This window comes from Pseudomonas sp. AK181 (assembly GCF_051122975.1).
Classification (GTDB): Bacteria; Pseudomonadota; Gammaproteobacteria; order Pseudomonadales; family Pseudomonadaceae; genus Aquipseudomonas; species Aquipseudomonas lactis.
This window is the reverse complement of record NZ_CP146348.1, coordinates 5,327,889-5,352,966: the sequence shown is the minus strand read 5'-3', so window position 1 is coordinate 5,352,966 and position 25,078 is coordinate 5,327,889. Positions and strand designations below refer to the sequence as shown.

At 58.1% G+C, this 25,078-nt stretch carries 21 protein-coding genes and 2 tRNA genes; 22 read left to right on the top strand and 1 reads right to left on the bottom strand.

The window, feature by feature from the left end:
• The first annotated feature begins 267 nt into the window (after positions 1 to 267).
• The 6 genes from dnaJ (at position 268) to V8689_RS24410 (ending at position 7,838) form a co-directional block, all read left to right on the top strand.
• The gene (gene dnaJ / locus V8689_RS24435) at positions 268 to 1,392 is read left to right on the top strand and encodes a molecular chaperone DnaJ (protein WP_056785028.1); all 1,125 of its coding nucleotides are present in this window, start codon (positions 268 to 270) and stop codon (positions 1,390 to 1,392) included.
• A gap of 10 nt (positions 1,393 to 1,402) precedes the next feature.
• Positions 1,403 to 2,209, top strand: coding sequence for a 4-hydroxy-tetrahydrodipicolinate reductase (gene dapB / locus V8689_RS24430; RefSeq protein ID WP_032895268.1), 807 nt, complete (start codon positions 1,403 to 1,405; stop codon positions 2,207 to 2,209).
• Positions 2,210 to 2,468: 259 nt separating this feature from the next.
• Positions 2,469 to 3,605: a glutamine-hydrolyzing carbamoyl-phosphate synthase small subunit gene (gene carA / locus V8689_RS24425; RefSeq protein WP_056785031.1), complete on the top strand. Its 1,137-nt coding sequence runs from the start codon at positions 2,469 to 2,471 to the stop codon at positions 3,603 to 3,605.
• Between the two features lie 105 nt (positions 3,606 to 3,710).
• Positions 3,711 to 6,932 (top strand): carbamoyl-phosphate synthase large subunit, encoded by a 3,222-nt coding sequence (gene carB, locus V8689_RS24420; protein ID WP_003194205.1) that lies wholly within the window; start codon positions 3,711 to 3,713, stop codon positions 6,930 to 6,932.
• Entirely contained in the window at positions 6,929 to 7,405 is a 477-nt protein-coding gene (gene greA / locus V8689_RS24415) for a transcription elongation factor GreA (RefSeq protein ID WP_003194203.1), read from the top strand. Before carB ends, greA begins: the two co-directional genes overlap by 4 nt.
• 28 nt (positions 7,406 to 7,433) lie before the next feature.
• Entirely contained in the window at positions 7,434 to 7,838 is a 405-nt protein-coding gene (locus V8689_RS24410; RefSeq protein ID WP_056785033.1) for a hypothetical protein, read from the top strand.
• A gap of 9 nt (positions 7,839 to 7,847) precedes the next feature.
• Here V8689_RS24410 and V8689_RS24405 read toward each other — a convergent pair whose 3' ends face one another.
• Positions 7,848 to 8,156, bottom strand: a complete 309-nt coding sequence (locus V8689_RS24405; RefSeq protein WP_003176146.1) for a YhbY family RNA-binding protein — start codon at positions 8,154 to 8,156, stop codon at positions 7,848 to 7,850.
• Positions 8,157 to 8,263: 107 nt separating this feature from the next.
• Here V8689_RS24405 and rlmE point away from each other — a divergent pair, with 107 nt between their 5' ends.
• From rlmE to V8689_RS24325, 16 genes are all read left to right on the top strand, one after another.
• Complete coding sequence (gene rlmE, locus V8689_RS24400; protein WP_003194199.1) at positions 8,264 to 8,914, top strand: 23S rRNA (uridine(2552)-2'-O)-methyltransferase RlmE; 651 nt, start codon at positions 8,264 to 8,266, stop codon at positions 8,912 to 8,914.
• Between the two features lie 200 nt (positions 8,915 to 9,114).
• Complete coding sequence (gene ftsH / locus V8689_RS24395) at positions 9,115 to 11,025, top strand: ATP-dependent zinc metalloprotease FtsH (protein ID WP_032895273.1); 1,911 nt, start codon at positions 9,115 to 9,117, stop codon at positions 11,023 to 11,025.
• A gap of 8 nt (positions 11,026 to 11,033) precedes the next feature.
• The gene (gene folP / locus V8689_RS24390) at positions 11,034 to 11,885 is read left to right on the top strand and encodes a dihydropteroate synthase (protein ID WP_056785035.1); all 852 of its coding nucleotides are present in this window, start codon (positions 11,034 to 11,036) and stop codon (positions 11,883 to 11,885) included.
• Positions 11,886 to 11,901: 16 nt separating this feature from the next.
• A complete protein-coding gene (gene glmM, locus V8689_RS24385; RefSeq protein ID WP_003194195.1) occupies positions 11,902 to 13,239 on the top strand; it encodes a phosphoglucosamine mutase in 1,338 nt (445 codons plus the stop codon).
• Positions 13,240 to 13,305: 66 nt separating this feature from the next.
• Positions 13,306 to 14,061 carry a triose-phosphate isomerase gene (gene tpiA / locus V8689_RS24380; RefSeq protein ID WP_003194193.1) on the top strand — a complete coding sequence of 252 codons (756 nt, stop codon included), beginning with the start codon at positions 13,306 to 13,308 and terminating at the stop codon, positions 14,059 to 14,061.
• 4 nt (positions 14,062 to 14,065) lie between these two features.
• Positions 14,066 to 14,449 carry a preprotein translocase subunit SecG gene (secG, locus tag V8689_RS24375; protein ID WP_003194191.1) on the top strand — a complete coding sequence of 128 codons (384 nt, stop codon included), beginning with the start codon at positions 14,066 to 14,068 and terminating at the stop codon, positions 14,447 to 14,449.
• A gap of 22 nt (positions 14,450 to 14,471) precedes the next feature.
• Positions 14,472 to 14,557: transfer RNA gene (locus V8689_RS24370), tRNA-Leu, on the top strand.
• Positions 14,558 to 14,653: 96 nt separating this feature from the next.
• A tRNA-Met gene (locus V8689_RS24365) sits at positions 14,654 to 14,730 on the top strand.
• Between the two features lie 140 nt (positions 14,731 to 14,870).
• Complete coding sequence (gene rimP, locus V8689_RS24360; protein ID WP_032873230.1) at positions 14,871 to 15,329, top strand: ribosome maturation factor RimP; 459 nt, start codon at positions 14,871 to 14,873, stop codon at positions 15,327 to 15,329.
• A gap of 47 nt (positions 15,330 to 15,376) precedes the next feature.
• Entirely contained in the window at positions 15,377 to 16,858 is a 1,482-nt protein-coding gene (nusA, locus tag V8689_RS24355) for a transcription termination factor NusA (protein WP_003194187.1), read from the top strand.
• A gap of 27 nt (positions 16,859 to 16,885) precedes the next feature.
• Complete coding sequence (gene infB / locus V8689_RS24350; RefSeq protein ID WP_003194185.1) at positions 16,886 to 19,402, top strand: translation initiation factor IF-2; 2,517 nt, start codon at positions 16,886 to 16,888, stop codon at positions 19,400 to 19,402.
• A 159-nt stretch (positions 19,403 to 19,561) separates the two neighbouring features.
• Positions 19,562 to 19,957, top strand: coding sequence for a 30S ribosome-binding factor RbfA (gene rbfA / locus V8689_RS24345; RefSeq protein WP_016973761.1), 396 nt, complete (start codon positions 19,562 to 19,564; stop codon positions 19,955 to 19,957).
• Between the two features lie 3 nt (positions 19,958 to 19,960).
• Entirely contained in the window at positions 19,961 to 20,878 is a 918-nt protein-coding gene (gene truB / locus V8689_RS24340; RefSeq protein WP_003176136.1) for a tRNA pseudouridine(55) synthase TruB, read from the top strand.
• Positions 20,879 to 20,993: 115 nt separating this feature from the next.
• Positions 20,994 to 21,263: a 30S ribosomal protein S15 gene (gene rpsO / locus V8689_RS24335; protein ID WP_003177875.1), complete on the top strand. Its 270-nt coding sequence runs from the start codon at positions 20,994 to 20,996 to the stop codon at positions 21,261 to 21,263.
• Between the two features lie 195 nt (positions 21,264 to 21,458).
• Positions 21,459 to 23,564, top strand: a complete 2,106-nt coding sequence (gene pnp / locus V8689_RS24330) for a polyribonucleotide nucleotidyltransferase (protein ID WP_003194180.1) — start codon at positions 21,459 to 21,461, stop codon at positions 23,562 to 23,564.
• 295 nt (positions 23,565 to 23,859) lie between these two features.
• On the top strand, positions 23,860 to 24,480 hold the full coding sequence (locus V8689_RS24325; RefSeq protein ID WP_056785037.1) for a BON domain-containing protein: 621 nt from the start codon (positions 23,860 to 23,862) through the stop codon (positions 24,478 to 24,480).
• Positions 24,481 to 25,078 lie beyond the last annotated feature (598 nt).

The window sequence follows — 25,078 nt, the reverse complement described above, 5'->3', positions numbered from 1 at the left end:
GCGCGGGAGCTTGCTCCCGCGTTGGCGTGTCTGGGGTATGCGAATTTTTACAGCATGCGACAACGCTCGGATGCTGGCGGTGTGAACGGGAATGCTCCTGCTTTCCGAATGACAGTCACCGCGTTTTTGGCCGGGTCCCTGGCTGAAATCAGTAATGACCAGGATCGTTGAATTGACGTGAGTTGGGTCCGGGCCTGTATTGGGGCTCAACGAGTTTGGCAGGGTTCAGGAGGGCCAAGTCGAACGTCCTTAAGAGTGCAAAGACTTATGGCAAAGCGTGACTATTACGAAGTGTTGGGTGTGGAGCGTGGCTCCAGCGAGGCGGACCTCAAGAAGGCCTACCGTCGCCTGGCGATGAAGCACCACCCGGACCGTAATCCGGATAACAAAGAATCCGAAGAGACGTTCAAGGAGGCCAACGAGGCCTACGAGTGTCTGTCTGATCCCAATAAGCGTGCGGCCTACGACCAATATGGCCATGCCGGTGTCGACCCGAGCATGGGCGGCGGCGGTGCCGGTTTTGGTGGCCAGAACTTCTCCGATATTTTCGGCGACGTGTTCAGCGACTTCTTCGGCGGTGGCCGTGGCGGTCAGCGTGGCGGCCCTCAGCGCGGCAGCGACCTGCGTTACACCCTGGAGCTGAACCTGGAAGAAGCCGTGCGCGGCACCAGTGTCAATATCCGTGTGCCGACGCTGGTTAACTGCAAGCCGTGCGATGGCTCGGGTGCGAAGAAAGGCTCGTCGCCGATCACGTGTCCGACCTGTGGCGGTATCGGGCAGGTGCGCATGCAGCAGGGCTTTTTCTCGGTGCAGCAAACCTGCCCGCGTTGCCATGGCCAGGGCAAGATCATTTCCGATCCGTGCGACTCCTGCCACGGCGAAGGCCGCGTCGAAGAGTACAAGACGCTGTCGGTGAAAGTGCCGGCGGGTGTGGATACCGGTGATCGTATTCGCCTGTCGGGCGAAGGCGAGGCGGGTGCCCAGGGCGGCCCTACGGGCGACCTGTACGTGGTGATCAATGTGCGCGAGCACTCGATCTTCCAGCGTGACGGCAAGCACTTGTTCTGCGAAGTGCCGATCAGCTTTGTTGATGCGGCCCTGGGTGGCGAGCTGGAGATTCCGACGCTGGATGGTCGGGTCAAGCTCAAGATTCCCGAGGGGACTCAAACCGGCAAGCAGTTCCGCATTCGTGGCAAAGGCGTTGCGCCTGTGCGCGGTGGCGGTGCTGGCGACCTGATGTGCCGTGTGGCAGTGGAAACCCCGGTGAACCTGAATCGTCGTCAGCGTGAACTGCTGGAAGAGTTCCGCAGCTCGCTGGAAGGCGATGACTCGCACTCACCGAAGACGACAGGCTTCTTCGACGGTGTAAAACGCTTCTTCGGCGACCTGTAAGGATCTGAATATGCGACGTATAGCCGTAATGGGCGCTGCCGGGCGCATGGGCAAGACGCTGGTCGAGGCGGTGCAGCAGCGCTCGCCGGCCTCCGGGCTGACGGCGGCGATTGTTCGCCCAGGCAGTACGTTGATCGGCGCGGACGCAGGTGAGTTGGCCTCGTTGGGCCGCATCGGTGTTTCGCTGTCTGGCAACCTCGAGCAGGTGGCTGACGAGTTCGACGTGCTGATCGACTTCACCCTGCCGGAAGTGATGCTGAAAAATCTGGCCTTCTGCCGCAAGGCAGGCAAGGCCATGGTGATTGGCACGACCGGTTTGAGTGCCGAGCAGAAGCAGTTGCTGGTGGAGGCGGGCAAGGATATTCCGATCGTCTTCGCGGCCAATTTCAGCGTGGGTGTGAACCTGTCGCTGAAGTTGCTGGACCTGGCGGCGCGTGTGCTGGGTGATGAGGCGGATATCGAGATTATCGAGACCCACCATCGCCACAAGATCGACGCGCCTTCGGGCACGGCATTGCGCATGGGTGAAGCTATCGCGGATGCGCTGGGTCGCGATCTGTCGAAAGTAGCGGTGTACGGGCGTGAGGGCCATACCGGTGCGCGTGCGCGTGACACCATTGGTTTCGCGACTGTGCGCGGTGGTGATGTGGTCGGCGATCACACAGTGCTGTTTGCCACCGAAGGTGAACGCCTGGAAATCACCCACAAAGCCTCCAGCCGCATGACCTTCGCCAAGGGCGCGGTGCGTGCCGCACTCTGGTTGGAAGGGCGTGAGCCAAGCCTGTATGACATGCGTGACGTGCTGGATCTGCACTAAGCAGTAGCTAAAACGGGGCCTCAGGATTATCCTGTGGCCCTGTTTTTACCCGCTAGGCGACGTCCTGTCGCATTCCCCTGCCTTTAAGGCTTATTAGCGGTGGACCAAAAAAGCCTTTTTCTGTAAGCTACAGCTTTAGTGTGTCCACTAAAAGCGCGCAGAATAATTCAGTGAAGAAGCGGGGTGACGTGTCCATACGTCACTCCGCTTTTTTACAACCTGCGATCGCCCTTTCAGGCTTTATTTACGGGAGGTCTTCTTGACTAAGCCAGCCATACTCGCCCTTGCTGATGGCAGCATTTTTCGCGGCGAAGCCATTGGAGCCGACGGTCAAACCGTTGGAGAGGTGGTGTTCAACACCGCCATGACCGGCTATCAGGAAATCCTTACCGATCCTTCCTACGCCCAACAGATCGTTACCCTGACCTATCCGCACATCGGCAACACCGGCACCACGCCGGAAGATGTCGAGTCTGATCGTGTCTGGTCGGCGGGCCTGGTGATTCGTGACCTGCCACTGGTTGCGAGCAACTGGCGTAACACGATGTCGCTGTCCGATTACCTGAAAGCCAACAACGTTGTGGCGATCGCCGGTATCGATACGCGCCGCCTCACGCGCATCCTGCGTGAAAAAGGCTCGCAGAACGGCTGCATCATGGTCGGTGACGATATTTCCGAAGAGGCGGCGATTGCCGCAGCGCAAGGCTTCCCTGGCCTGAAGGGCATGGACCTGGCGAAAGTCGTCAGCGTCAAAGAGAAGTACGAGTGGCGTTCCACTGTGTGGGATCTGAAGACCGACAGCCACGCGACTATCGAGGCTGCCGATCTGCCTTACCACGTGGTCGCCTATGACTACGGCGTCAAGTACAACATCCTGCGCATGCTGGTCGAGCGCGGTTGCCGCGTGACCGTGGTGCCTGCGCAAACCCCTGCCAGCGATGTGCTCGCGATGCAGCCGGACGGTGTGTTCCTGTCCAACGGCCCGGGTGACCCTGAGCCGTGCGACTACGCTATCCAAGCCATCAAGGATGTACTGGAGACCGAGATTCCGGTGTTCGGTATTTGCCTTGGTCACCAACTGCTGGCTTTGGCCTCCGGCGCCAAGACCCTGAAAATGGGCCACGGCCACCACGGTGCCAACCACCCGGTACAAGACCTGGACACTGGCGTTGTGATGATCACCAGCCAGAACCACGGTTTTGCGGTGGATGAAGCCTCGCTGTCGAGCAACGTGCGTGCCATTCACAAGTCGCTGTTCGACGGTTCCCTGCAGGGCATCGAGCGCACCGACAAGAGCGCGTTCAGCTTCCAGGGCCACCCTGAAGCCAGCCCGGGCCCGAACGACGTAGCGCCGCTGTTCGACCGTTTCATCAATGAGATGGCCAAGCGACGCTGACTGAGTGGCCTGCGGGCGGCCCCGGATTGCGGTGGCCCCCGCAGGCTCTTCAAAGATTGTTCAAGACGGCTTGCCGACTGACCTGCGGATTTGAGTGACAAACCCATGCCAAAACGTACAGACATAAAAAGCATCCTGATTCTCGGCGCTGGCCCGATCGTGATCGGCCAGGCCTGCGAATTCGACTACTCCGGCGCCCAGGCCTGTAAAGCCCTGCGCGAGGAGGGCTACCGCGTCATCCTGGTGAACTCCAACCCGGCCACCATCATGACCGACCCGGCCATGGCCGACGCCACCTACATCGAGCCGATCAAGTGGCAGACTGTTGCCAAGATCATCGAAAAAGAACGCCCGGACGCGCTGCTGCCAACCATGGGCGGCCAGACCGCTCTGAACTGCGCCCTGGACCTGGAGCGCGAAGGCGTCCTGGAAAAATTCGGCGTAGAGATGATCGGTGCCAATGCCGACACCATCGACAAGGCTGAAGACCGTTCGCGCTTCGACAAGGCCATGAAGTCCATCGGCCTGGCGTGCCCGCGTTCCGGTATCGCCCACAGCATGGAAGAAGCCAACGCGGTCCTCGAGACCCTGGGCTTCCCGTGCATCATTCGTCCGTCCTTCACCATGGGCGGCACCGGCGGCGGTATCGCTTACAACCGCGAAGAGTTCGAAGAAATCTGCGCTCGTGGCCTGGACCTGTCGCCGACCAAAGAGCTGCTGATCGACGAATCCCTGATCGGCTGGAAAGAATATGAGATGGAGGTTGTCCGCGATAAGAAGGACAACTGCATCATCGTCTGCTCCATCGAAAACTTCGACCCGATGGGCGTGCACACCGGTGACTCGATCACCGTGGCGCCAGCACAGACCCTGACCGACAAGGAATACCAGATCCTGCGTAACGCCTCCTTGGCGGTATTGCGCGAGATCGGCGTTGAAACCGGCGGTTCCAACGTTCAGTTCGGTATCTGCCCGGACACCGGCCGCATGGTCGTGATCGAGATGAACCCACGTGTATCGCGTTCTTCGGCGCTGGCCTCGAAAGCGACCGGCTTCCCGATTGCACGTATCGCTGCCAAGCTGGCTATCGGCTACACCCTGGACGAGCTGCAAAACGAAATCACCGGCGGCGCGATGCCGGCGTCTTTCGAGCCGTCTATCGACTACGTTGTGACCAAGCTGCCGCGCTTTGCCTTCGAGAAATTCGCCAAGGCTGATGCGCGCCTGACCACTCAGATGAAGTCCGTCGGTGAAGTCATGGCCATCGGCCGCACTTTTCAGGAATCCCTGCAGAAAGCTCTGCGCGGCCTGGAAGTGGGTGTTTGCGGCCTGGACGAGAAGCTCGACCTGAGCAACCCGGAAAGCATGAGCATCCTCAAGCGCGAGCTGACCGTGCCGGGCGCCGAGCGTATCTGGTACGTGGCGGACGCATTCCGTGCGGGCCTGAGCGTCGAAGATATCTTCGGCATGAACATGATCGACCCGTGGTTCCTGGTGCAGATCGAAGATCTGATCAAGGAAGAAGAGAAGGTCAAGACGCTGGGTCTGTCGTCTATCGACCGCGACTTGATGTTCCGCCTCAAGCGCAAAGGCTTCTCCGACCAGCGTCTGGCCAAGCTGCTGGGTGTGACCGAGAAGAACCTGCGCACTCATCGCCACAAGCTGGATATCTTCCCGGTCTACAAGCGCGTTGATACCTGCGCCGCGGAATTCGCCACCGACACGGCCTACATGTACTCCACCTATGAGGAAGAGTGCGAAGCCGCGCCGACGGGTCGCGACAAGATCATCATCCTGGGTGGCGGTCCGAACCGTATCGGCCAGGGCATCGAGTTCGACTATTGCTGCGTACACGCCGCCCTCGCCCTGCGCGAAGATGGGTACGAGACCATCATGGTCAACTGCAACCCGGAAACGGTTTCCACTGACTACGACACTTCTGACCGTCTGTACTTCGAGCCGGTAACCCTGGAAGACGTATTGGAAATCTGCCGCGTCGAGAAGCCTAAAGGCGTGATCGTCCAGTACGGCGGCCAGACCCCACTGAAACTGGCGCGTGCCCTCGAGGCCGCTGGCGTGCCGATCATCGGTACCAGCCCGGATGCAATCGACCGTGCCGAAGACCGTGAGCGTTTCCAGCAGATGGTTGAGCGCCTGAACCTGCGTCAGCCGCCGAACGCCACCGTGCGCAGCGAAGACGAAGCCATTCGTGCGGCCAGCAAGATCGGCTACCCGTTGGTGGTGCGTCCGTCCTACGTACTGGGCGGCCGGGCGATGGAAATCGTCTACGAAGAAGAAGAACTCAAGCGTTACCTGCGTGATGCGGTGAAAGTCTCCAACGACAGCCCGGTGCTGCTGGACCACTTCCTCAACTGCGCCATCGAAATGGACGTGGATGCGGTCTGCGACGGCACCGATGTAGTGATCGGCGCCATCATGCAGCACATCGAACAAGCTGGTGTTCACTCCGGTGACTCGGCCTGCTCGCTGCCGCCTTACTCGCTGCCGGCGCACATCCAGGACGAGATGCGCGAACAGGTCAAGAAGATGGCCCTGGAGCTGGGCGTTGTCGGCCTGATGAACGTACAGTTGGCGCTGCAAGGCGAAGACATCTACGTCATTGAAGTCAACCCGCGTGCTTCGCGTACCGTACCGTTCGTGTCCAAGTGCATCGGTGTGTCCCTGGCCATGATCGCTGCGCGTGTGATGGCTGGTAAGACCCTGAAGGAAATCGGCTTTACCAAGGAAATCATTCCGAACTTCTACAGTGTGAAAGAGGCGGTGTTCCCATTCGCCAAATTCCCTGGCGTGGACCCGATCCTGGGCCCGGAGATGAAGTCCACCGGTGAAGTGATGGGCGTGGGCGATACCTTCGGTGAAGCGTTCGCCAAGGCCCAGATGGGCGCCAGTGAAGTGCTGCCGACCGGCGGTACTGCGTTTATCAGCGTGCGTGATGACGACAAGCCACTGGTTGCAGGGGTCGCTCGCGATCTGATCAACTTGGGCTTTGAAGTCGTGGCTACCGCCGGGACCGCCAAGCTGATCGAAGCTGCCGGCCTGAAAGTACGCCGCGTGAACAAGGTGACGGAAGGCCGTCCGCATGTGGTCGACATGATCAAGAATGACGAAGTCACCCTGATCATCAACACCACCGAAGGTCGCCAGTCGATCGCGGACTCCTATTCCATTCGTCGTAATGCCTTGCAGCACAAGATTTACTGCACCACTACCATTGCTGCTGGCGAAGCTATCTGTGAAGCGCTCAAGTTCGGTCCGGAAAAGACCGTGCGTCGCTTGCAGGATCTACACGCAGGATTGAAGGCATGATCAAATACCCAATGACCGTCCAGGGCGCCAAGGCCCTGGAAGAGGAACACGCCCATCTGACCAAGGTCGTACGTCCAAAGCTGAGCCAGGACATCGGTACGGCCCGCGAGCTGGGTGACTTGAAGGAAAACGCCGAATACCACGCTGCTCGCGAGCAGCAGGGTATGGTCGAGGCGCGGATTCGTGACATTGAGGGCCGGATTCAGAATCAGGTCATCATTGATGTCACCTCCATCCCTCATACCGGTAAAGTGATTTTCGGCACCACTGTTGAGATCGCCAACGTCGAGACTGATGAGCGCGTTGTCTATCACATCGTGGGTGAAGATGAAGCTGACTTCAAACTCGGCAAGATCTCTGTTGGTTCGCCGCTGGCCCGCGCCTTGATTGCCAAGGAAGAGGGTGATGTGGTGGCCGTCAAGACGCCGGGTGGCGTGATCGAGTACGAGATTGTCGAAGTTCGTCACATCTGAAAGACGGCGCCCGCTGCGTGCGGGCGCCATGCTTTGGCAGCTCTCTCAGATGCTTTGGGTGGGCGGCCTATGGCTGTTACATATTGGTGTATTGCCGGCGTTGGGCCTGATCGGCCTGGCGCCGCTGCTGATCGATGAGATCGACGGATTGCTGAGTGCGCTGCTGGTGAGTTTTGCGGCGGCGTGCGTGACGCTTCAGGTGTTGGTGCTGATCAAGGCTGAAGGCCTGAAGAGTTTGTGGTGGGATATTCGCGGGCAACTGCTGTTGATGGCGCTGTATGCATGCGCAATGTTTTGCGTGGTGCATGTGTGGCTGCCGCAAGCGTTGCGCTGGCAGTTATTGAGCTATCTTGTGCTAGGGTTCTCTGGCTTGGTGCTGGTTATGCAACCTGCGCCAGGATGGAGTGGCGGGGCGCGCGAAGCACGCCCTTGACCCTTTTCATCATTTGAAGCGATGAACGTTCGACAGTTGCTTGTTGACGCTGAAGTTCTTGCGATACAGCAGCGCCATCTTGCCGATGACCTGAACCAGGTCCGCTTTGCCGACCTTGCACAGCTCTGCAACGGCGGCCAGGCGCGCTTCGCGATCAAGGATGTTGACCTTGATCTTGATCAGTTCGTGATCGTTCAGTGCGCGCTCGAATTCGGCTAGCACACCCTCAGTCAAACCGTTGTCTGCCACAATCAGAACTGGTTTCAGATGGTGGCCAATGGATTTGTACTGTTTCTTCTGCTCTTGAGTGAGCGGCATAATCTGACCCCTGCGTCTGATCTTGTAAAAAGCGGCGGCCAGTTTACCCGAGCGAGTCCGGGACCGCCCAGTTAATCACGACCCGTTTTATTTTTTCGAGGTGGCCCGTGGCCCGTTCCAAAACCAGCCTTAAGTGGCTACAAGAACATTTCAATGATCCTTACGTCAAAAAGGCGCAAAAGGACGGCTATCGTTCCCGTGCCAGCTACAAGCTGCTGGAGATCCAGGACAAGGACAAACTGATCCGTCCAGGCATGAGCGTTATCGATCTCGGCGCGGCCCCCGGTGGCTGGTCCCAGGTGACCAGTCGTCTGATTGGTGGGCAAGGTCGACTGATCGCTTCGGACATCCTCGAGATGGACAGCATCCCGGACGTGACCTTTGTTCACGGCGATTTCACCGAGGACAAGGTATTGGCCGAGATCCTGGAAGCTGTGGGAAATTCGCAGGTAGACCTTGTGATTTCCGACATGGCCCCCAATATGAGTGGATTACCGGCTGTTGATATGCCACGTGCCATGTTCCTGTGTGAACTGGCACTGGATTTGGCGGGTCGGGTATTGCGTCCGGGTGGCGATTTCCTGGTAAAGGTCTTCCAGGGCGAAGGTTTCGACGAGTACCACAAGAACATTCGCAAGTTGTTCGACAAGGTACAGACCCGCAAACCGGACTCTTCCCGTGACAGGTCCAGGGAGCAGTATCTGCTGTGCCGTGGGTACCGTGGCGTCGAAGGCGCGGCGAGTGAAGAGCGTTTTTGAGAAATTCGAGGAGGGCGATAGGTTTTTTTATATCGCTTTCGTCATGAAGCTTTACGAATATTGCGTAGTCAAAGTTTCACAAAGGGTTACAGACGGCGCCTGCCAGAGTTGTAGGTAATGTAGTAAGTTAGGCCGGTGAATATCATGCGAAGCGCGCGCCAGTAGCGGAGCTTGCTTCAGAGGGTAGTTAATTGAACGATATGGCAAAGAATCTGATCCTGTGGTTGATCATCGCGGCTGTCCTGGTGACGGTGATGAACAACTTCTCCAGCCCTAACGAGCCGCAGACCCTCAACTATTCCGACTTCATCCAGCAAGTTAAGGATGGCAAGGTCGAGCGCGTAGCGGTTGATGGCTACGTGATTACCGGTAAGCGCAACGATGGCGACAGCTTCAAGACCATTCGTCCTGCCATTCAGGACAACGGTCTCATCGGTGATCTGGTGGATAACAAGGTCGTTGTGGAAGGCAAGCAGCCTGAACAGCAAAGCATCTGGACTCAACTCCTGGTGGCCAGCTTCCCGATCCTGGTGATTATCGCCGTGTTCATGTTCTTCATGCGCCAGATGCAGGGCGGTGCGGGAGGCAAGGGCGGGCCGATGAGCTTCGGCAAGAGCAAGGCGCGCCTGCTCTCCGAAGATCAGGTGAAGACCACCCTGGCTGACGTTGCAGGTTGCGACGAAGCCAAGGAAGAAGTCGGCGAGTTGGTCGAGTTTCTGCGTGACCCGGGCAAGTTCCAGCGCCTGGGTGGCCGTATTCCTCGTGGTGTGCTGATGGTGGGCCCACCGGGTACCGGTAAAACCTTGCTGGCCAAGGCGATTGCCGGCGAAGCCAAGGTGCCTTTCTTCACGATTTCCGGTTCTGACTTCGTCGAAATGTTTGTCGGCGTCGGCGCCAGCCGTGTTCGCGATATGTTCGAGCAGGCCAAGAAGCATGCACCATGCATCATCTTCATCGACGAAATCGATGCCGTTGGTCGTCATCGTGGCGCTGGCATGGGTGGTGGTCACGATGAGCGTGAGCAGACCCTCAACCAGTTGCTGGTAGAGATGGATGGTTTCGAGATGAATGACGGCATTATCGTCATCGCCGCAACCAACCGTCCCGACGTGCTGGACCCTGCGTTGCTGCGTCCGGGCCGTTTCGACCGCCAGGTTGTGGTCGGCCTGCCGGACATTCGTGGTCGTGAGCAGATCCTGAAAGTGCACATGCGCAAGGTGCCGATGGGTGACGACGTGGCTCCGGCTGTGATCGCCCGTGGTACTCCCGGCTTCTCCGGTGCTGACCTGGCGAACCTGGTGAACGAGGCTTCGCTGTTCGCTGCCCGTACTGGCAAGCGCATCGTTGAAATGAAAGAGTTCGAATTGGCGAAAGACAAGATCATGATGGGCGCCGAGCGCAAATCCATGGTCATGTCCGAGAAAGAGAAGCAGAACACCGCCTATCACGAGGCCGGTCACGCCATTGTAGGTCGCGTTGTGCCTGAGCATGACCCGGTCTACAAAGTGTCGATCATTCCCCGTGGCCGGGCACTCGGTGTGACCATGTTCCTGCCGGAAGAAGATCGCTACAGCCTCTCCAAGCGTGCGCTGATCAGCCAGATCTGCTCGCTGTATGGCGGTCGTATTGCTGAAGAAATGACCCTTGGCTTCGACGGTGTGACCACTGGTGCCTCCAATGACATCATGCGTGCCAGCCAGATCGCACGAAACATGGTCACCAAGTGGGGCTTGTCGGAAAAACTCGGCCCATTGATGTACGCCGAAGAAGAAGGCGAAGTGTTCCTGGGTCGTGGGGGCGGTGGGCAAAGCGCGAGCTTCTCGGGTGAGACAGCCAAGCTGATCGACTCCGAAGTTCGCAGCATCATTGACCAGTGCTACGGCACGGCCAAGCAGATCCTGACTGACAACCGTGACAAGCTGGACGCCATGGCTGATGCGTTGATGAAGTATGAAACCATCGATGCCGACCAGATCGACGACATCATGGCGGGCCGTGCGCCGCGTGAGCCGCGCGACTGGGAAGGTGGTTCGGGTACTTCGGGCACTCCGCCTGTGGTGCAGAATGAGCGCCCTGAAACGCCTATCGGCGGCCCGGCAGCTGATCACTAAGGTTTGAAATGACTTCTGCTTTGTCCTCTACCCGGTTGCCTTGCGGCAACCGGGTTCTTGATTTTGCCCGGACGCATGTCATGGGTATCCTCAATGTAACTCCTGATTCCTTTTCCGATGGTGGCCGCTTCAGCCAGCTGGACGCCGCGTTGCACCACGCCGAGGCGATGGTGGCTGCCGGTGCGACGTTGATTGATGTGGGAGGGGAATCGACCCGCCCTGGCGCCCGCGTTGTTTCTCCCTTGGAGGAGCTGGAGCGGGTGGCGCCGGTGGTTGAGCGCATCGCCCGTGAGCTGGATGTCATCATCTCGGTAGATACCTCCACCCCGGCAGTGATGCGCGAAACCGCGCGTCTCGGAGCGGGGTTGATCAATGATGTGCGTTCGCTTCAGCGCGACGGCGCCCTTGATGCGGCCGCTGCAACAGGCTTGCCTGTCTGCCTGATGCATATGCTGGGTGAGCCCGGCAACATGCAGGACAATCCGCATTACGATGACCTGGTTGGCGAGGTGAGTGGGTTTCTTGCTGAGAGGGTTGCCCAGTGTGTAGCTGTGGGTATTGCGCCCGAACAGATCATCCTTGATCCGGGGTTTGGCTTTGCCAAGACCCTGCAGCACAATCTAAGCCTGTTCAAGCATATGGAAGCCTTGCACGCCCTTGGTCGCCCGCTGTTGGTCGGCGTTTCGCGCAAGAGCATGATAGGGCTCGCCTTGAATCGCCCGGTCGGCGAACGCCTGTATGGCGGCCTGGCGCTTGCGGCGCTTGCCGTGACCAAGGGCGCACGTATTTTGCGTGTGCATGATGTCGCCGAAACGGTCGATGTGGTGCGCATGCTCGCTGCTGTAGAATCAGCCGAATAAGAATGATGGAGCACTTATGACTAAAAAATATTTTGGCACCGACGGCATTCGTGGTCGGGTCGGCGAATTCCCGATCACCCCTGATTTCATGCTCAAGCTGGGTTGGGCGGCAGGCATGGCGTTCCGCAGCATGGGCGCGTGTCGCATCCTGGTGGGCAAGGACACCCGTATTTCGGGCTACATGTTTGAATCCGCGCTGGAGGCTGGCCTGTCCGCCGCCGGGGCCGACGTGATGCTGCTGGGCCCTATGCCTACGCCGGCGATCGCTTACCTGACGCGTACCTTCCACGCTGAAGCCGGTATTGTGATCAGCGCCTCCCACAATCCTCATGATGACAACGGCATCAAGTTCTTCTCGGGGCAGGGCACCAAGCTGCCTGACGAGATCGAGTTGATGATCGAAGAGCTGCTGGATGCGCCGATGACGGTGGTCGAGTCCAGCAAGCTGGGCAAGGTGTCGCGCATTAACGACGCGTCAGGTCGCTATATCGAATTCTGTAAAAGCAGTGTTCCGAGCAGCACCAATTTTGCAGGCTTGAAGATTGTTGTCGATTGCGCCCATGGGGCGACCTACAAGGTGGCGCCGAGCGTCTTCAAGGAACTGGGCGCACAGGTCACCGTGCTGTCGGCTCAGCCCAACGGCTTGAACATCAACGACAATTGCGGTTCCACCCACATGGAGCAGCTGCAGGCTGCAGTGCTGGCTGAGCATGCGGACCTGGGCATCGCTTTTGATGGCGATGGCGACCGTGTGCTGATGGTGGATCACACCGGCACGATCGTGGATGGTGATGATCTGTTGTTCATCATTGCCCGTGACCTGCATGAGCGTAACAAGCTGCAAGGTGGCGTGGTCGGCACCCTGATGAGTAATCTCGGGCTGGAATTGGCGTTGGCGGAACTGGGGATTCCCTTTATTCGCGCCAATGTCGGTGACCGCTACGTGATCGCCGAGCTGCTGGAGCGTAACTGGTTGGTCGGCGGCGAGAACTCCGGGCATGTGGTTTGCTTCCAGCACACCACCACGGGTGACGCGATCATCGCCGCTCTGCAGGTGCTGCTGGCCCTGCGTCGCCGCGAGGAGAGCCTGGCCCAGGCGCGTCAAGCCCTGCGCAAGTGCCCGCAAGTGCTGCTCAATGTGCGTTTTGCCGGTGGCGAAAACCCCATCGAGCACCCTGCTGTCAAAGAGGCTTGCGAGCGCGTGACCCAGGCAATGGCGGGGCGCGGGCGTGTGTTGCTGCGCAAGTCCGGCACAGAGCCGCTGGTGCGTGTGATGGTCGAAGGCGAGGACGAAACACAGGTTCGCGGCCATGCCGAAGACCTGGCAAAACTGGTAACTGAAGTTTGCGCCTGAATTCGGCTTGCCAGTGATGATGTGGTTGGGTAACATCTGCGCCCACTTTGACCGACGGGGTACAGCATGCGTCGCACTATGGTAGCTGGTAACTGGAAGATGCACGGTACCCGCGCCAGTGTCGCTGAGCTGATCAACGGCCTTCGTCACTTGGCCTTGCCTAGCGGTGTTGACGTCGCGGTGTTCCCGCCTTGCTTGCATATCAACCAAGTGGTTGATGGCTTGAAGGGCAAGTCGATTCAGGTCGGCGCGCAGAACTCTGCGGTAGAGCCGATGCAAGGTGCGTTGACCGGCGAGATTTCGCCGAGTCAGCTGGTTGATGCGGGTTGTTCCTATGTGCTTGTCGGGCACTCCGAGCGTCGCCAGATGATGGGCGAGCGGGATGGGACGCTCAACCGCAAGTTCGCCGCAGCACAGGCTTGTGGCTTGATTCCGGTGTTGTGCATAGGGGAGACCCTTGAGCAGCGCGAATCGGGCAAGACTCTTGAAGTTGTCTCGCGTCAGCTGGGCAGCATCATCGAGGAGCTGGGTGTAGGTGCATTTGCAAAGGCGGTCATTGCTTACGAGCCGGTCTGGGCCATTGGCACCGGGCTGACTGCTACACCGCAACAGGCGCAGGATGTGCACGCAGCCATCCGCGCGCAGTTGGCGGCAGAGAATTCTGAAGTCGCACAAGGTGTGCGGCTTCTATACGGCGGCAGCGTGAAGGCGGCCAATGCGGTCGAACTGTTCGGCATGCCGGATATCGATGGGGGGCTCATTGGTGGAGCTTCCCTGAATGCAGATGAGTTCGGTGCGATCTGTCGCGCCGCGGGAAACTGAAAAAATGCTGGAAACAGTCGTAGTCGTTTTTCATCTGTTGGCTGCCCTGAGCGTAGTTGCTCTGGTTTTGTTGCAACAGGGTAAAGGTGCGGATGCTGGTGCGTCTTTCGGTGCAGGTGCTTCAAATACTGTGTTCGGAAGCCAAGGTTCCTCTACCTTTCTTAGTAAGTTTACTGCTATACTTGCCGCAGGTTTCTTCATAACCAGCTTAGGGTTAGGTTACTTTGCTAAAGAGAAAGCTCATGTGCTGACTCAAGTAGGTTTGCCAAACCCAGCGGTGTTGGAAGTTCCAAAAGCAAAACCGGCTTCTGATGATGTCCCGGTGCTTCAAGAGCAAAAGTCGGCTACTCCAGCGACTGACGTACCTCCAGCTCAAGAGCAGAAGTAAGAAGGGTTGTAAACGCTGTATTGCCGAGGTGGTGGAATTGGTAGACACGCAACCTTGAGGTGGTTGTGCCCATAGGGTGTAGGGGTTCGAGTCCCCTTCTCGGTACCAATTATCAGGAGAGCCCGCTGTTGCGGGCTTTCTTGTAGGTGGAAGGTTACATTGACCCTGCAAGGGATCGGTCGTATACTTCCGCCCCAGCTTTGTCGCGGGGTGGAGCAGTCTGGTAGCTCGTCGGGCTCATAACCCGAAGGTCGTCGGTTCAAATCCGGCCCCCGCAACCAGTTTTAGCGGAGCCCCTTTTAAGGGGCTTTTTGTTAGCTGGACACTTTCAACGCCGCTGTTCGACGGCGTTTCAAGGATGGGCGTTTCGCCCATTTTTTTATTTTGCACAGCATGCACATACATGCACGAGGGGGTTCAGGTGTCGAGCAAGCTAGAAGAGTTGCAGGCCTTGTTGGCCCCGGTGGTCGTGGCCCTAGGCTATGAATGCTGGGGTATTGAGTTTTCGGCTCAAGGTCGCCACTCAATGTTGCGCGTTTATATCGATAAAGAGGGCGGCGTGCTGGTGGACGATTGTGCCATTGTCAGCCGTCAGATCAGCGGTGTGCTGGATGTTGAAGATCCAATCTCCGTTGAATACACCCTTGAAGTTTCCTCGCCAGGCATGGAACGCCCACTGTTCACTATCGAGCAGTTTGCTAAATATGCCGGTGAACAAGTGAAGATCAAGCTGCGCTCCCCCTTTGAAGGGCGACGCAACTTTCAGGGCCTTCTGCGCGGTGTAGAAGAGCAGGATGTCGTGGTGCAGGTAGAAGACCACGAGTTCCTGTTGCCGATCGATATGATCGACAAGGCCAACATTATTCCCAGTTTTGACTGAGACGCGGATCCCGCGGATCCAATGGCTTGCGAAAGGCGAGGCGTACGATGAGCAAAGAAGTACTGCTGGTTGTTGAGTCGGTATCCAATGAAAAGGGTGTACCGGCAAGCGTGATTTTTGAAGCGTTGGAGCTGGCCCTGGCCACTGCTACCAAAAAACGTTTTGAAGACGAAGTAGATCTGCGTGTGGAAATCAACCGCCACACCGGTGCCTATGAGACTTTCCGTCGTTGGACGGTGGTCGAAGAGGACGATCTTGATGATCCGGCAATCGAAACCTGGCCAAGCAAGGTTGCGCAAACGCATCCGGGCGCTCAGGTTGGCGATGTTGTCGAAGAAAAGATCGAATCGATCGAATTCGGCCGTATTGCTGCACAGACCGCCAAGCAGGTCATCGTGCAGAAGGTTCGCGAAGCCGAGCGCGCTCAAGTCGTTGACGCCTATCGCGAACGCCTGGGTGAAATCATCTCCGGCACCGTGAAAAAAGTTACCCGCGACAACGTGATCGTCGACCTGGGCAACAACGCCGAAGCGTTGCTGGCCCGCGAAGACATCATCTCTCGCGAAACCTTCCGTGTCGGCGTGCGCTTGCGTGCGCTGCTCAAGGAAATCCGCACCGAGAACCGCGGCCCACAGTTGATCCTGTCGCGTACCGCGCCGGAAATGCTGATCGAGCTGTTCCGTATCGAAGTGCCGGAAATCGCCGAAGGCCTGATCGAAGTGATGGCTGCGTCCCGTGACCCGGGTTCGCGTGCCAAGATCGCGGTCCGCTCCAAGGACAAACGCATCGACCCGCAAGGCGCTTGCATCGGTATGCGCGGTTCGCGCGTCCAGGCAGTGTCGGGCGAATTGGGCGGTGAGCGTGTGGACATCGTCCTGTGGGACGATAACCCGGCGCAGTTCGTGATCAACGCCATGTCGCCAGCTGAAGTGGCGGCAATTATCGTTGACGAAGATGCCCATGCAATGGACATCGCCGTTGGCGCAGACAATCTGGCTCAGGCCATTGGTCGTGGTGGTCAGAACGTGCGTCTGGCCAGCCAACTGACCGGCTGGACCCTGAACGTGATGACCGAATCGGACATCCAGGCTAAGCAGCAAGCTGAAACCGGTGACATCCTGCGCAACTTCATCGAAGAGTTGGAAGTCGATGAAGAACTGGCACAGGTGCTGGTAGATGAAGGCTTCACCAGCCTGGAAGAGATTGCCTACGTACCGTTGGAAGAAATGCTCAACATCGACGGCTTTGACGAGGATATCGTCAACGAGCTCCGCGCTCGGGCCAAGGATCGTTTGTTGACTAAAGCCATCGCTACTGAGGAAAAGCTGGCAGACGCCCATCCGGCCGAAGACCTGCTCTCGCTTGAGGGTATGGACAAGGATTTGGCGATGGAACTGGCGGTGCGCGGCGTAATTACCCGCGAAGACCTGGCCGAGCAGTCTATTGACGATCTGCTCGACATCGACGGCATTGACGAAGATCGTGCCGGCAAGTTGATCATGGCCGCCCGAGCCCATTGGTTCGAGTAATTAGGCGCGGCCTGAGGAGAGAAGTGCATGACGCAAGTCACGGTGAAACAACTGGCCGATGAGGTCAAAACACCGGTAGAGCGCCTGTTGCAGCAGATGCGTGAGGCAGGTCTGCCGCACACCGCCGCCGATGAAGGTGTGAGCGATAGTGAGAAGCAGTCTCTGCTGACTCACTTGAAGAGCAGCCACAAGGCGAAAGTGGAAGAACCGCGCAAGATTACATTGCAGCGCAAAACCACCAGCACCCTGCGTGTTGCGGGTAGCAAGAGCATCAGCGTTGAAGTACGCAAGAAGAAAGTCTTCGTACAGCGCAGCCCGGAAGAAATCGAAGCCGAGCGCAAACGCGAGCTGGAAGAACGTCGCGCAGTAGAAAATGCTGCACGTCAGAAGGCTGAAGAAGAAGCCAAGCGTCGCGCCGAAGAAGAAGCGCGTCGCCAGCCTGCTGCTGCGCAACCTGCTGCCACGGACGCGGTCGCTGCCCCTGTTGAAGCTGTGCGTGAGGCTGCCCCGGCTGCCGCTGCACCTGCTCCTGCAGCAGACGCCCGCAAGCGCGACGAACCTCGTCGTCCGGACAAACCACGTGCTGACGACAACAATCGTCGCGGTGGTGGTGGCGATGGCGAGCGTAAAAACGCTCCGCACCGCGCCTCGGTCAAAGAGAAAGCGCCTGCGCCACGCGTTGCCCCACGTACCACCGACGAAGAAAGCGATGGCTTCCGTCGTGGTGGTCGCGGCAAGGCCAAGCTGAAGAAGCGCAACGCCCACGGTTTCCAGAGCCCAACCGGCCCTGTCGTGCGTGAAGTGAAGATCGGCGAGACCATCACTGTGGGCGATCTGGCCCAGCAGATGTCGGTCAAGGCTGCTGAAATCATCAAGTTCATGTTCAAGCTGGGCACTCCAGCCACCATCAACCAGGTACTGGACCAGGAAACTGCCCAGTTGGTTGCTGAAGAGCTGGGCCACAAAGTGACCCTGGTCAGCGACACCGCCCTGGAAGATTCCCTGGCCGAGTCCCTGAAGTTTGAAGGTGAAGCGGTTTCCCGTGCGCCGGTTGTGACCGTAATGGGCCACGTTGACCACGGTAAGACTTCCCTGCTCGACTACATCCGTCGTGCCAAGGTTGCCGCAGGCGAAGCCGGTGGTATTACCCAGCACATCGGTGCATACCACGTTGAAACCGAGCGCGGCATGGTCACCTTCCTCGACACCCCAGGTCACGCCGCGTTTACCGCAATGCGTGCCCGTGGTGCCAAGGCGACCGACATCGTGATCCTGGTGGTTGCAGCGGACGACGGCGTAATGCCGCAGACCATTGAAGCTGTCCAGCACGCCAAGGCTGCCGGTGTTCCTCTGGTCGTTGCCGTGAACAAAATCGACAAGCCGGGCGCTGATCTCGATCGCATCCGTAGCGAACTGTCGGTTCACGGCGTGACGTCCGAGGAATGGGGTGGCGAGACGCCATTCGTATCGGTGTCGGCGAAAATGGGTACCGGCGTTGACGAACTGCTCGAAGCAGTCCTGTTGCAAGCCGAAGTCCTGGAACTGACCGCTACTCCATCGGCTCCTGGCCGTGGCGTCGTGGTTGAGTCCCGTCTCGACAAGGGCCGTGGCCCGGTTGCTACCGTGCTGGTTCAAGACGGTACCCTGCGCCAAGGCGACATGGTGCTGGTCGGTTCGAACTACGGCCGTGTACGTGCCATGCTCGACGAGAACGGCAAGCCAATCAAGGAAGCCGGTCCTGCCATCCCAGTCGAGATTCTCGGCCTGGACGGTACGCCGGACGCTGGCGACGAGATGAGCGTAGTGGCCGACGAGAAGAAAGCCCGTGAAGTGGCTCTGTTCCGCCAAGGCAAGTTCCGCGAGGTCAAGCTGGCCCGTGCTCACGCCGGCAAGCTGGAAAACATCTTCGAGAACATGGGCCAGGAAGAGAAGAAGACGCTTAACATCGTCCTCAAGTCTGACGTTCGTGGTTCCCTCGAAGCGTTGAACGGCGCCTTGAACGGCCTGGGTAACGACGAAGTGCAAGTGCGCGTTGTCGGTGGCGGTGTCGGTGGTATCACCGAATCCGACGCCAACCTGGCACTGGCCTCCAACGCTGTACTGTTCGGTTTCAACGTGCGTGCCGATGCTGGCGCTCGCAAGATCGTCGAGCAGGAAGGTCTGGACATGCGTTACTACAACGTCATCTACGACATCATCGAAGACGTCAAGAAAGCCCTTACCGGCATGCTTGGCAGCGACGTCCGGGAGAACATCCTGGGTATCGCCGAGGTGCGTGACGTGTTCCGCTCGCCGAAATTCGGTGCGATCGCCGGCTGTATGGTGGTTGAAGGCACTGTGTACCGTAACCGTCCAATCCGTGTACTGCGTGAAGACATCGTTATCTTCGAAGGCGAGCTGGAATCCCTGCGCCGCTTCAAGGATGACGCTGCCGAAGTACGTGCCGGCATGGAATGCGGTATCGGCGTCAAGAGCTACAACGACGTCAAGGTTGGCGACAAGATCGAAGTCTTCGAGAAGGTTCAGGTTGCTCGCAGCCTCTAACTCGCGCACTTCAGGAGCCGCGCAGCGTGTGGGCATGCAGATGCCCCGCGCAGCGTCAGGACTCTAAACGCAACGCCCGGTCTGGCTTTTGTCAGGCCGGGCGTTTGCCGCTTTCAGACCCCACGGGTTTCACCGTGTGGCAGTAACAGGTAACAAGACATGGCAAAAGAATACAGCCGTACCCAGCGTATCGGCGATCAGATGCAGCGTGAGCTGGCCCAACTGATCCGTCGCGAAGTCAAAGACCCACGCGTTGGCCTGGTCACCATTACCGCTGTTGAAGTGAGCCGTGACGTGGGTCACGCCAAGATCTTCATCACCGTGATGGGGCAGGACAGCAGCGAAGAAATCGCGCAAAGCATCAAGGTGCTCAACTCCGCCGCAGGTTTCCTGCGTATGCAGTTGGCCCGTGAAATGAAGCTGCGCAGCGTTCCGCAGTTGCACTTCCACTACGACGAAAGCGTCGTGCGTGGCGCGCACCTGTCGGCCCTGATCGAACGCGCCGTGGCTGAAGACAGCCAGCATCCGTCCACACCTGAAGACGCCAAGGAGTAAGCGGTGGCTCAGGTCAAACGTATTCGTCGCAACGTCAGTGGCATCATTCTGCTCGACAAACCCATTGGCTTTACCTCCAATGCCGCGTTGCAGAAGGTTCGCTGGCTGCTCAACGCCGAGAAGGCCGGGCATACCGGCAGCCTTGATCCATTGGCCACCGGTGTATTGCCGTTGTGCTTTGGCGAGGCCACCAAGTTTTCGCAATACCTGCTTGATTCCGACAAGGGTTACGAAACCCTGATGCAACTGGGCAAGACCACCACCACGGCGGATGCCGAAGGTGATGTTTTGCAGGTTCGCGACGTGACCGTTGGTCGTGCGGATATCGAAGCTGCTTTACCCGCTTTTCGTGGGCAAATCAGTCAGATACCGCCGATGTACTCGGCACTCAAGCGCGATGGCCAGCCACTTTACAAGCTGGCACGTGCGGGCGAAGTAGTGGAGCGCGAACCGCGTTCTGTTACTATTGCGCGCTTGGAATTGCTCGCTTGTGAAGGCGACACTGCCCGTTTGGCCGTGGACTGCAGCAAAGGCACCTATATCCGTACCCTGGTGGAAGATATTGGTGAGCAACTTGGCTGTGGCGCGTACGTTGCAGAACTGCGACGCACACAGGCCGGACCTTTCACCTTGGCCCAGACGGTCACGCTGGAAGAGTTGGAAGCGGTACACGCCGAGGGCGGCAATGAAGCGGTTGATCGCTTCCTCATGCCATCGGACAGCGGTTTGCTGGATTGGCCATTGCTGCACTTTTCGGAACACAGCGCGTTCTACTGGCTCAACGGCCAGCCGGTACGCGCCCCGGATGCCCCGAAGTTCGGCATGGTGCGAGTACAGGATCATAACGGTCGCTTTATCGGTATCGGTGAAGTGAGCGAAGACGGGCGCATCGCGCCGCGTCGGCTGATTCGGTCAGAATGACCGAACGAGGGTGGCTGTTAATAGGCATGGTCACTTCTCATTTATAGATACGGGGGTATGCCCTCGGCCTATTGAGATCACCCTTTGGGTGGTTTCCTGAAAAAAGGATTGCCTCATGGCTCTCGACGTTCAAGAAAAAGCACAAATCGTAGCTGACTATCAGCAAGCTGTTGGTGACACTGGTTCGCCAGAAGTGCAAGTTGCACTGCTGACCCACAACATCAACAAACTGCAAGGTCACTTCAAGGCCAACGGTAAAGACCACCACTCCCGTCGTGGTCTGATCCGCATGGTAAACCAGCGCCGTAAGCTGCTGGACTACCTGAAAGGCAAGGATCTGGGTCGTTATCAGACTCTGATCGGTCGCCTGGGTCTGCGTCGCTAATAAGCGATTGCGCTAGAGGTTGGTTGTCTGCCGCGTGTCATCGGGATTCCCGTTGGCCCGTGGTAGGCTCCCAGCCTCAAGTTTTATCTGGATACACGTTTTACCCTGGACGAGCGTCGGGCCGATTCCCGGCATTGCCCAAGAATTTCGCAAGAAGACAAGTTCCCCCAAGAGCCACAAAGAAGGTAGGACACCGTGAACCCGGTTATCAAAAAATTCCAGTTCGGTCAGTCGACCGTTACCCTCGAGACAGGCCGTATCGCCCGTCAAGCCTCCGGCGCAGTGCTGGTTACCGTTGACGACGACGTGACCGTATTGGTGACCGTTGTTGGCGCCAAGACCGCTGACCCGAGCAAGGGCTTCTTCCCTCTGTCCGTTCACTACCAGGAAAAGACTTACGCTGCCGGTAAGATCCCTGGCGGTTTCTTCAAGCGCGAAGGCCGTCCTTCCGAGAAAGAAACCCTGACTTCCCGACTGATCGACCGTCCGATCCGTCCGCTGTTCCCAGAAGGCTTCATGAACGAAGTGCAGGTTGTCTGCACCGTCGTTTCCACCAGCAAGAAGACCGATCCGGACATCGCTGCGATGATCGGTACCTCGGCTGCCCTTGCCATCTCCGGCATTCCTTTCGATGGCCCGATCGGCGCTGCCCGCGTTGCGTTCCACGAAAGCACCGGCTACCTGCTGAACCCGACTTACGAGCAACAGAAAGCCTCGAGCCTGGACATGGTCGTTGCCGGTACGTCCGAAGCCGTATTGATGGTTGAATCGGAAGCCAAAGAGCTGACCGAAGACCAGATGCTGGGTGCCGTACTGTTTGCTCACGACGAGTTCCAGGTTGTGATCAACGCGGTTAAGGAATTGGCTGCCGAAGCTGCCAAGCCGACCTGGACCTGGGCTGCTGCCCCGGAAGCCACCGAACTGCTGGGCGCTATCCGCTCCGAGTTCGGCGCTGCCATCTCCGACGCCTACACCATCACCGTCAAGGCCGACCGTTACGCTCGCCTGGGCGAGTTGAAAGACCAGGTCGTTGCCAAGCTGTCCGGCGAAGAAGGCCAGCCTTCTTCCAGCGAAGTCAAAGCGGCTTTCGGTGAGATCGAATACCGCACCGTTCGCGAAAACATCGTTAACGGCAAGCCACGTATCGACGGTCGCGACACCCGCACCGTACGTCCGCTGAACATCGAAGTCGGTGTTCTGCCCAAGACTCACGGTTCGGCACTGTTCACCCGTGGCGAAACCCAGGCCCTGGTCGTTGCGACCCTGGGTACTGCCCGTGACGCACAGCTGCTGGACACCCTGGAAGGCGAGAAAAAAGACCCCTTCATGCTGCACTACAACTTCCCTCCGTTCTCGGTGGGCGAGTGTGGTCGTATGGGCGGTGCAGGTCGTCGCGAAATCGGTCACGGCCGTCTGGCCCGCCGTTCGGTTCAGGCCATGCTGCCTGCCGCTGACGTGTTCCCGTACACCATCCGTGTTGTATCGGAAATCACCGAGTCCAACGGTTCCAGCTCGATGGCTTCGGTCTGCGGTGCTTCCCTGGCGCTGATGGACGCCGGTGTGCCAATGAAGGCGCCGGTTGCCGGTATCGCCATGGGCCTGGTTAAAGAAGGCGAGAAGTTCGCCATCCTGACCGACATCCTGGGTGACGAAGACCACCTGGGCGACATGGACTTCAAAGTAGCCGGTACCGCTAAAGGTGTGACCGCGCTGCAGATGGACATCAAGATCAAAGGCATCACCGAAGAGATCATGGAAATCGCCCTGGGCCAAGCCCTGGAAGCGCGCCTGAACATCCTCGGCCAGATGAACCAGATCATTGGTCAGTCCCGCACCGAACTGTCGGAAAATGCTCCGACCATGATCGCGATGAAAATCGACACCGACAAAATCCGTGATGTTATCGGTAAAGGCGGCGCGACCATCCGTGCGATCTGTGAAGAAACCAAGGCTTCGATCGACATCGAAGACGACGGCTCGATCAAGATCTTCGGCGAAACCAAGGAAGCGGCTGAAGCAGCACGCCAGCGCGTCCTGGGTATCACCGCTGAGGCCGAGATCGGCAAGATCTACGTCGGTAAGGTTGAGCGCATCGTCGACTTCGGCGCGTTCGTCAACATCCTCCCAGGCAAAGACGGTCTGGTTCACATCTCCATGCTGAGCGATGCTCGCGTTGAGAAAGTGACCGACATTCTGAAAGAAGGCCAGGAAGTGGAAGTGCTGGTACTGGACGTGGACAATCGCGGCCGTATCAAGCTGTCCATCAAGGACGTAGCAGCAGCCAAGGCTTCGGGCGTTTAATCACCCGCAGGCTTTACGCTGAAAAAAGGGACTCTTCGGAGTCCTTTTTTTATGGGCGCAAGAAAATGAAGCAGAATCAGCTGTTTAGCGCCGCCCAAAAGCCGCAACTTGCATGCAGGCACGATGAGCTTCATGCAAGTTGCACGATTTCGAAAATACGCCATTTCTATAACTCATTGTTTATAAAGGGATTTAATCTGTTCGGCGACTTGGCACACTGCCTGCAATATCCCTGGTAGCGCTGCAGCATGAAGGTTTACGCCTGCAGACTTTTAATAAAACAGGAGTTACTCGTATGAAGAAGTTCGCTCTCGCTACTGCTACCGCTCTGACCCTGGCCATGGGTGCTAACGTAGCCTTTGCTCAGACTTCCCAAGCCCCTATGACTTTGGCGGCCGGTGAAGCGACCAAGGCTAAGGAAAGCGTTTCGGATACTTGGATCACCACTAAAGTTAAAGCTGACCTGCTGACCGAAAAAGGCATTCCAGGTTCGGACATCAAGGTTGAGACCAACAAAGGTGTGGTTTCCCTGTCCTCCGACGTCGCTATCTCGGATTCGCAGAAAGCTACTGCTGTAGCCATCACCAAGAAAATCAAAGGTGTGACTGCAGTTTCCGCTGACGGCCTGCTGGCTGGCGGTGCTACCAAGGCTGACGGCATCGACAAAACCAAAGGCGCTGCCCATGACGCTAAAGAGACCACCAGCGATACCTGGATCACTACCAAAGTGAAGGCTGACCTGGTAACTGAAAAAGGTATTCCTGGCACCGACATCAAGGTTGAAACCAACAAGGGTGTTGTATCCCTGTCGTCGCCTACCGCTGTGACTGCTGCACAGAAAGAAACGGCTGTAGCCATCACCAAGAAAATCAAAGGCGTTAAAGCTGTTTCGGCTGATGGCCTGAAAGCAGACTAACCCTAGACGTTTCGTTTGGACTGAATAGCGGCGGCTTAGGGTGAGTTAGATATCCACCTGATGCACCTCTGGAGTTCATGCGACCGACCACACGGATGTGGTCATTACAGGCCCCGGCACTTGTGTCGGGGCCTGTTCTATTTCAGGCTGAAACAGAAACAGGCCAAAAAATGTGGGAGCTGCCTGCGATACGCATAGGTGTCTACACAACTTGGCAGCGACGGTGAACCTGTGGCGAGGGAGCTTGCTCCCGTGACGACCTACCAACCGACGCAGATCTGCCTGACACACCACGATCCAAATGTGGGAGCTGGCTTGCCTGCGAAGACGGCCTAACGGTCAACGCAGTTGGACCGGGTACATATCCTTTATTTAGGTAACGGCCACCTAGGGTTCCGCCCTGACGGCGGCTCACTTTCGAAAAGCCGGAATGCCGGCCCAGGCGAAAGTAAGCAAAGCGCTCTTGCCCCACCACTCGGCACCTCGCTTAGGCTCGGTGTGCCCGAACACAGGCTTGAATCCGTGGGCCGCCGCCACGCGCCATCCATGGCGCGGGGCGGCTAACCCGGCGTCCTGCCGGGTTACCCACGAATTCAAG

Excerpts from the sequence above, each read along its gene's own strand:
- dapB (WP_032895268.1), top strand. The coding sequence starts at position 1,403 with ATGCGACGTATAGCCGTAATGGGCGCTGCCGGGCGCATGGGCAAGACG.
- V8689_RS24325 (WP_056785037.1), top strand. The coding sequence starts at position 23,860 with ATGAAGAAGTTCGCTCTCGCTACTGCTACCGCTCTGACCCTGGCCATG.
- V8689_RS24405 (WP_003176146.1), bottom strand. The coding sequence starts at position 8,156 with ATGCCGCTCACTCAAGAGCAGAAGAAACAGTACAAATCCATTGGCCAC.
- glmM (WP_003194195.1), top strand. The coding sequence starts at position 11,902 with ATGACTAAAAAATATTTTGGCACCGACGGCATTCGTGGTCGGGTCGGC.
- folP (WP_056785035.1), top strand. The coding sequence starts at position 11,034 with ATGACTTCTGCTTTGTCCTCTACCCGGTTGCCTTGCGGCAACCGGGTT.
- V8689_RS24410 (WP_056785033.1), top strand. The coding sequence starts at position 7,434 with ATGCTTTGGCAGCTCTCTCAGATGCTTTGGGTGGGCGGCCTATGGCTG.
- rbfA (WP_016973761.1), top strand. The coding sequence starts at position 19,562 with ATGGCAAAAGAATACAGCCGTACCCAGCGTATCGGCGATCAGATGCAG.
- tpiA (WP_003194193.1), top strand. The coding sequence starts at position 13,306 with ATGCGTCGCACTATGGTAGCTGGTAACTGGAAGATGCACGGTACCCGC.
- infB (WP_003194185.1), top strand. The coding sequence starts at position 16,886 with ATGACGCAAGTCACGGTGAAACAACTGGCCGATGAGGTCAAAACACCG.
- dnaJ (WP_056785028.1), top strand. The coding sequence starts at position 268 with ATGGCAAAGCGTGACTATTACGAAGTGTTGGGTGTGGAGCGTGGCTCC.
- greA (WP_003194203.1), top strand. The coding sequence starts at position 6,929 with ATGATCAAATACCCAATGACCGTCCAGGGCGCCAAGGCCCTGGAAGAG.
- secG (WP_003194191.1), top strand. The coding sequence starts at position 14,066 with ATGCTGGAAACAGTCGTAGTCGTTTTTCATCTGTTGGCTGCCCTGAGC.
- nusA (WP_003194187.1), top strand. The coding sequence starts at position 15,377 with ATGAGCAAAGAAGTACTGCTGGTTGTTGAGTCGGTATCCAATGAAAAG.
- rpsO (WP_003177875.1), top strand. The coding sequence starts at position 20,994 with ATGGCTCTCGACGTTCAAGAAAAAGCACAAATCGTAGCTGACTATCAG.
- carB (WP_003194205.1), top strand. The coding sequence starts at position 3,711 with ATGCCAAAACGTACAGACATAAAAAGCATCCTGATTCTCGGCGCTGGC.
- ftsH (WP_032895273.1), top strand. The coding sequence starts at position 9,115 with ATGGCAAAGAATCTGATCCTGTGGTTGATCATCGCGGCTGTCCTGGTG.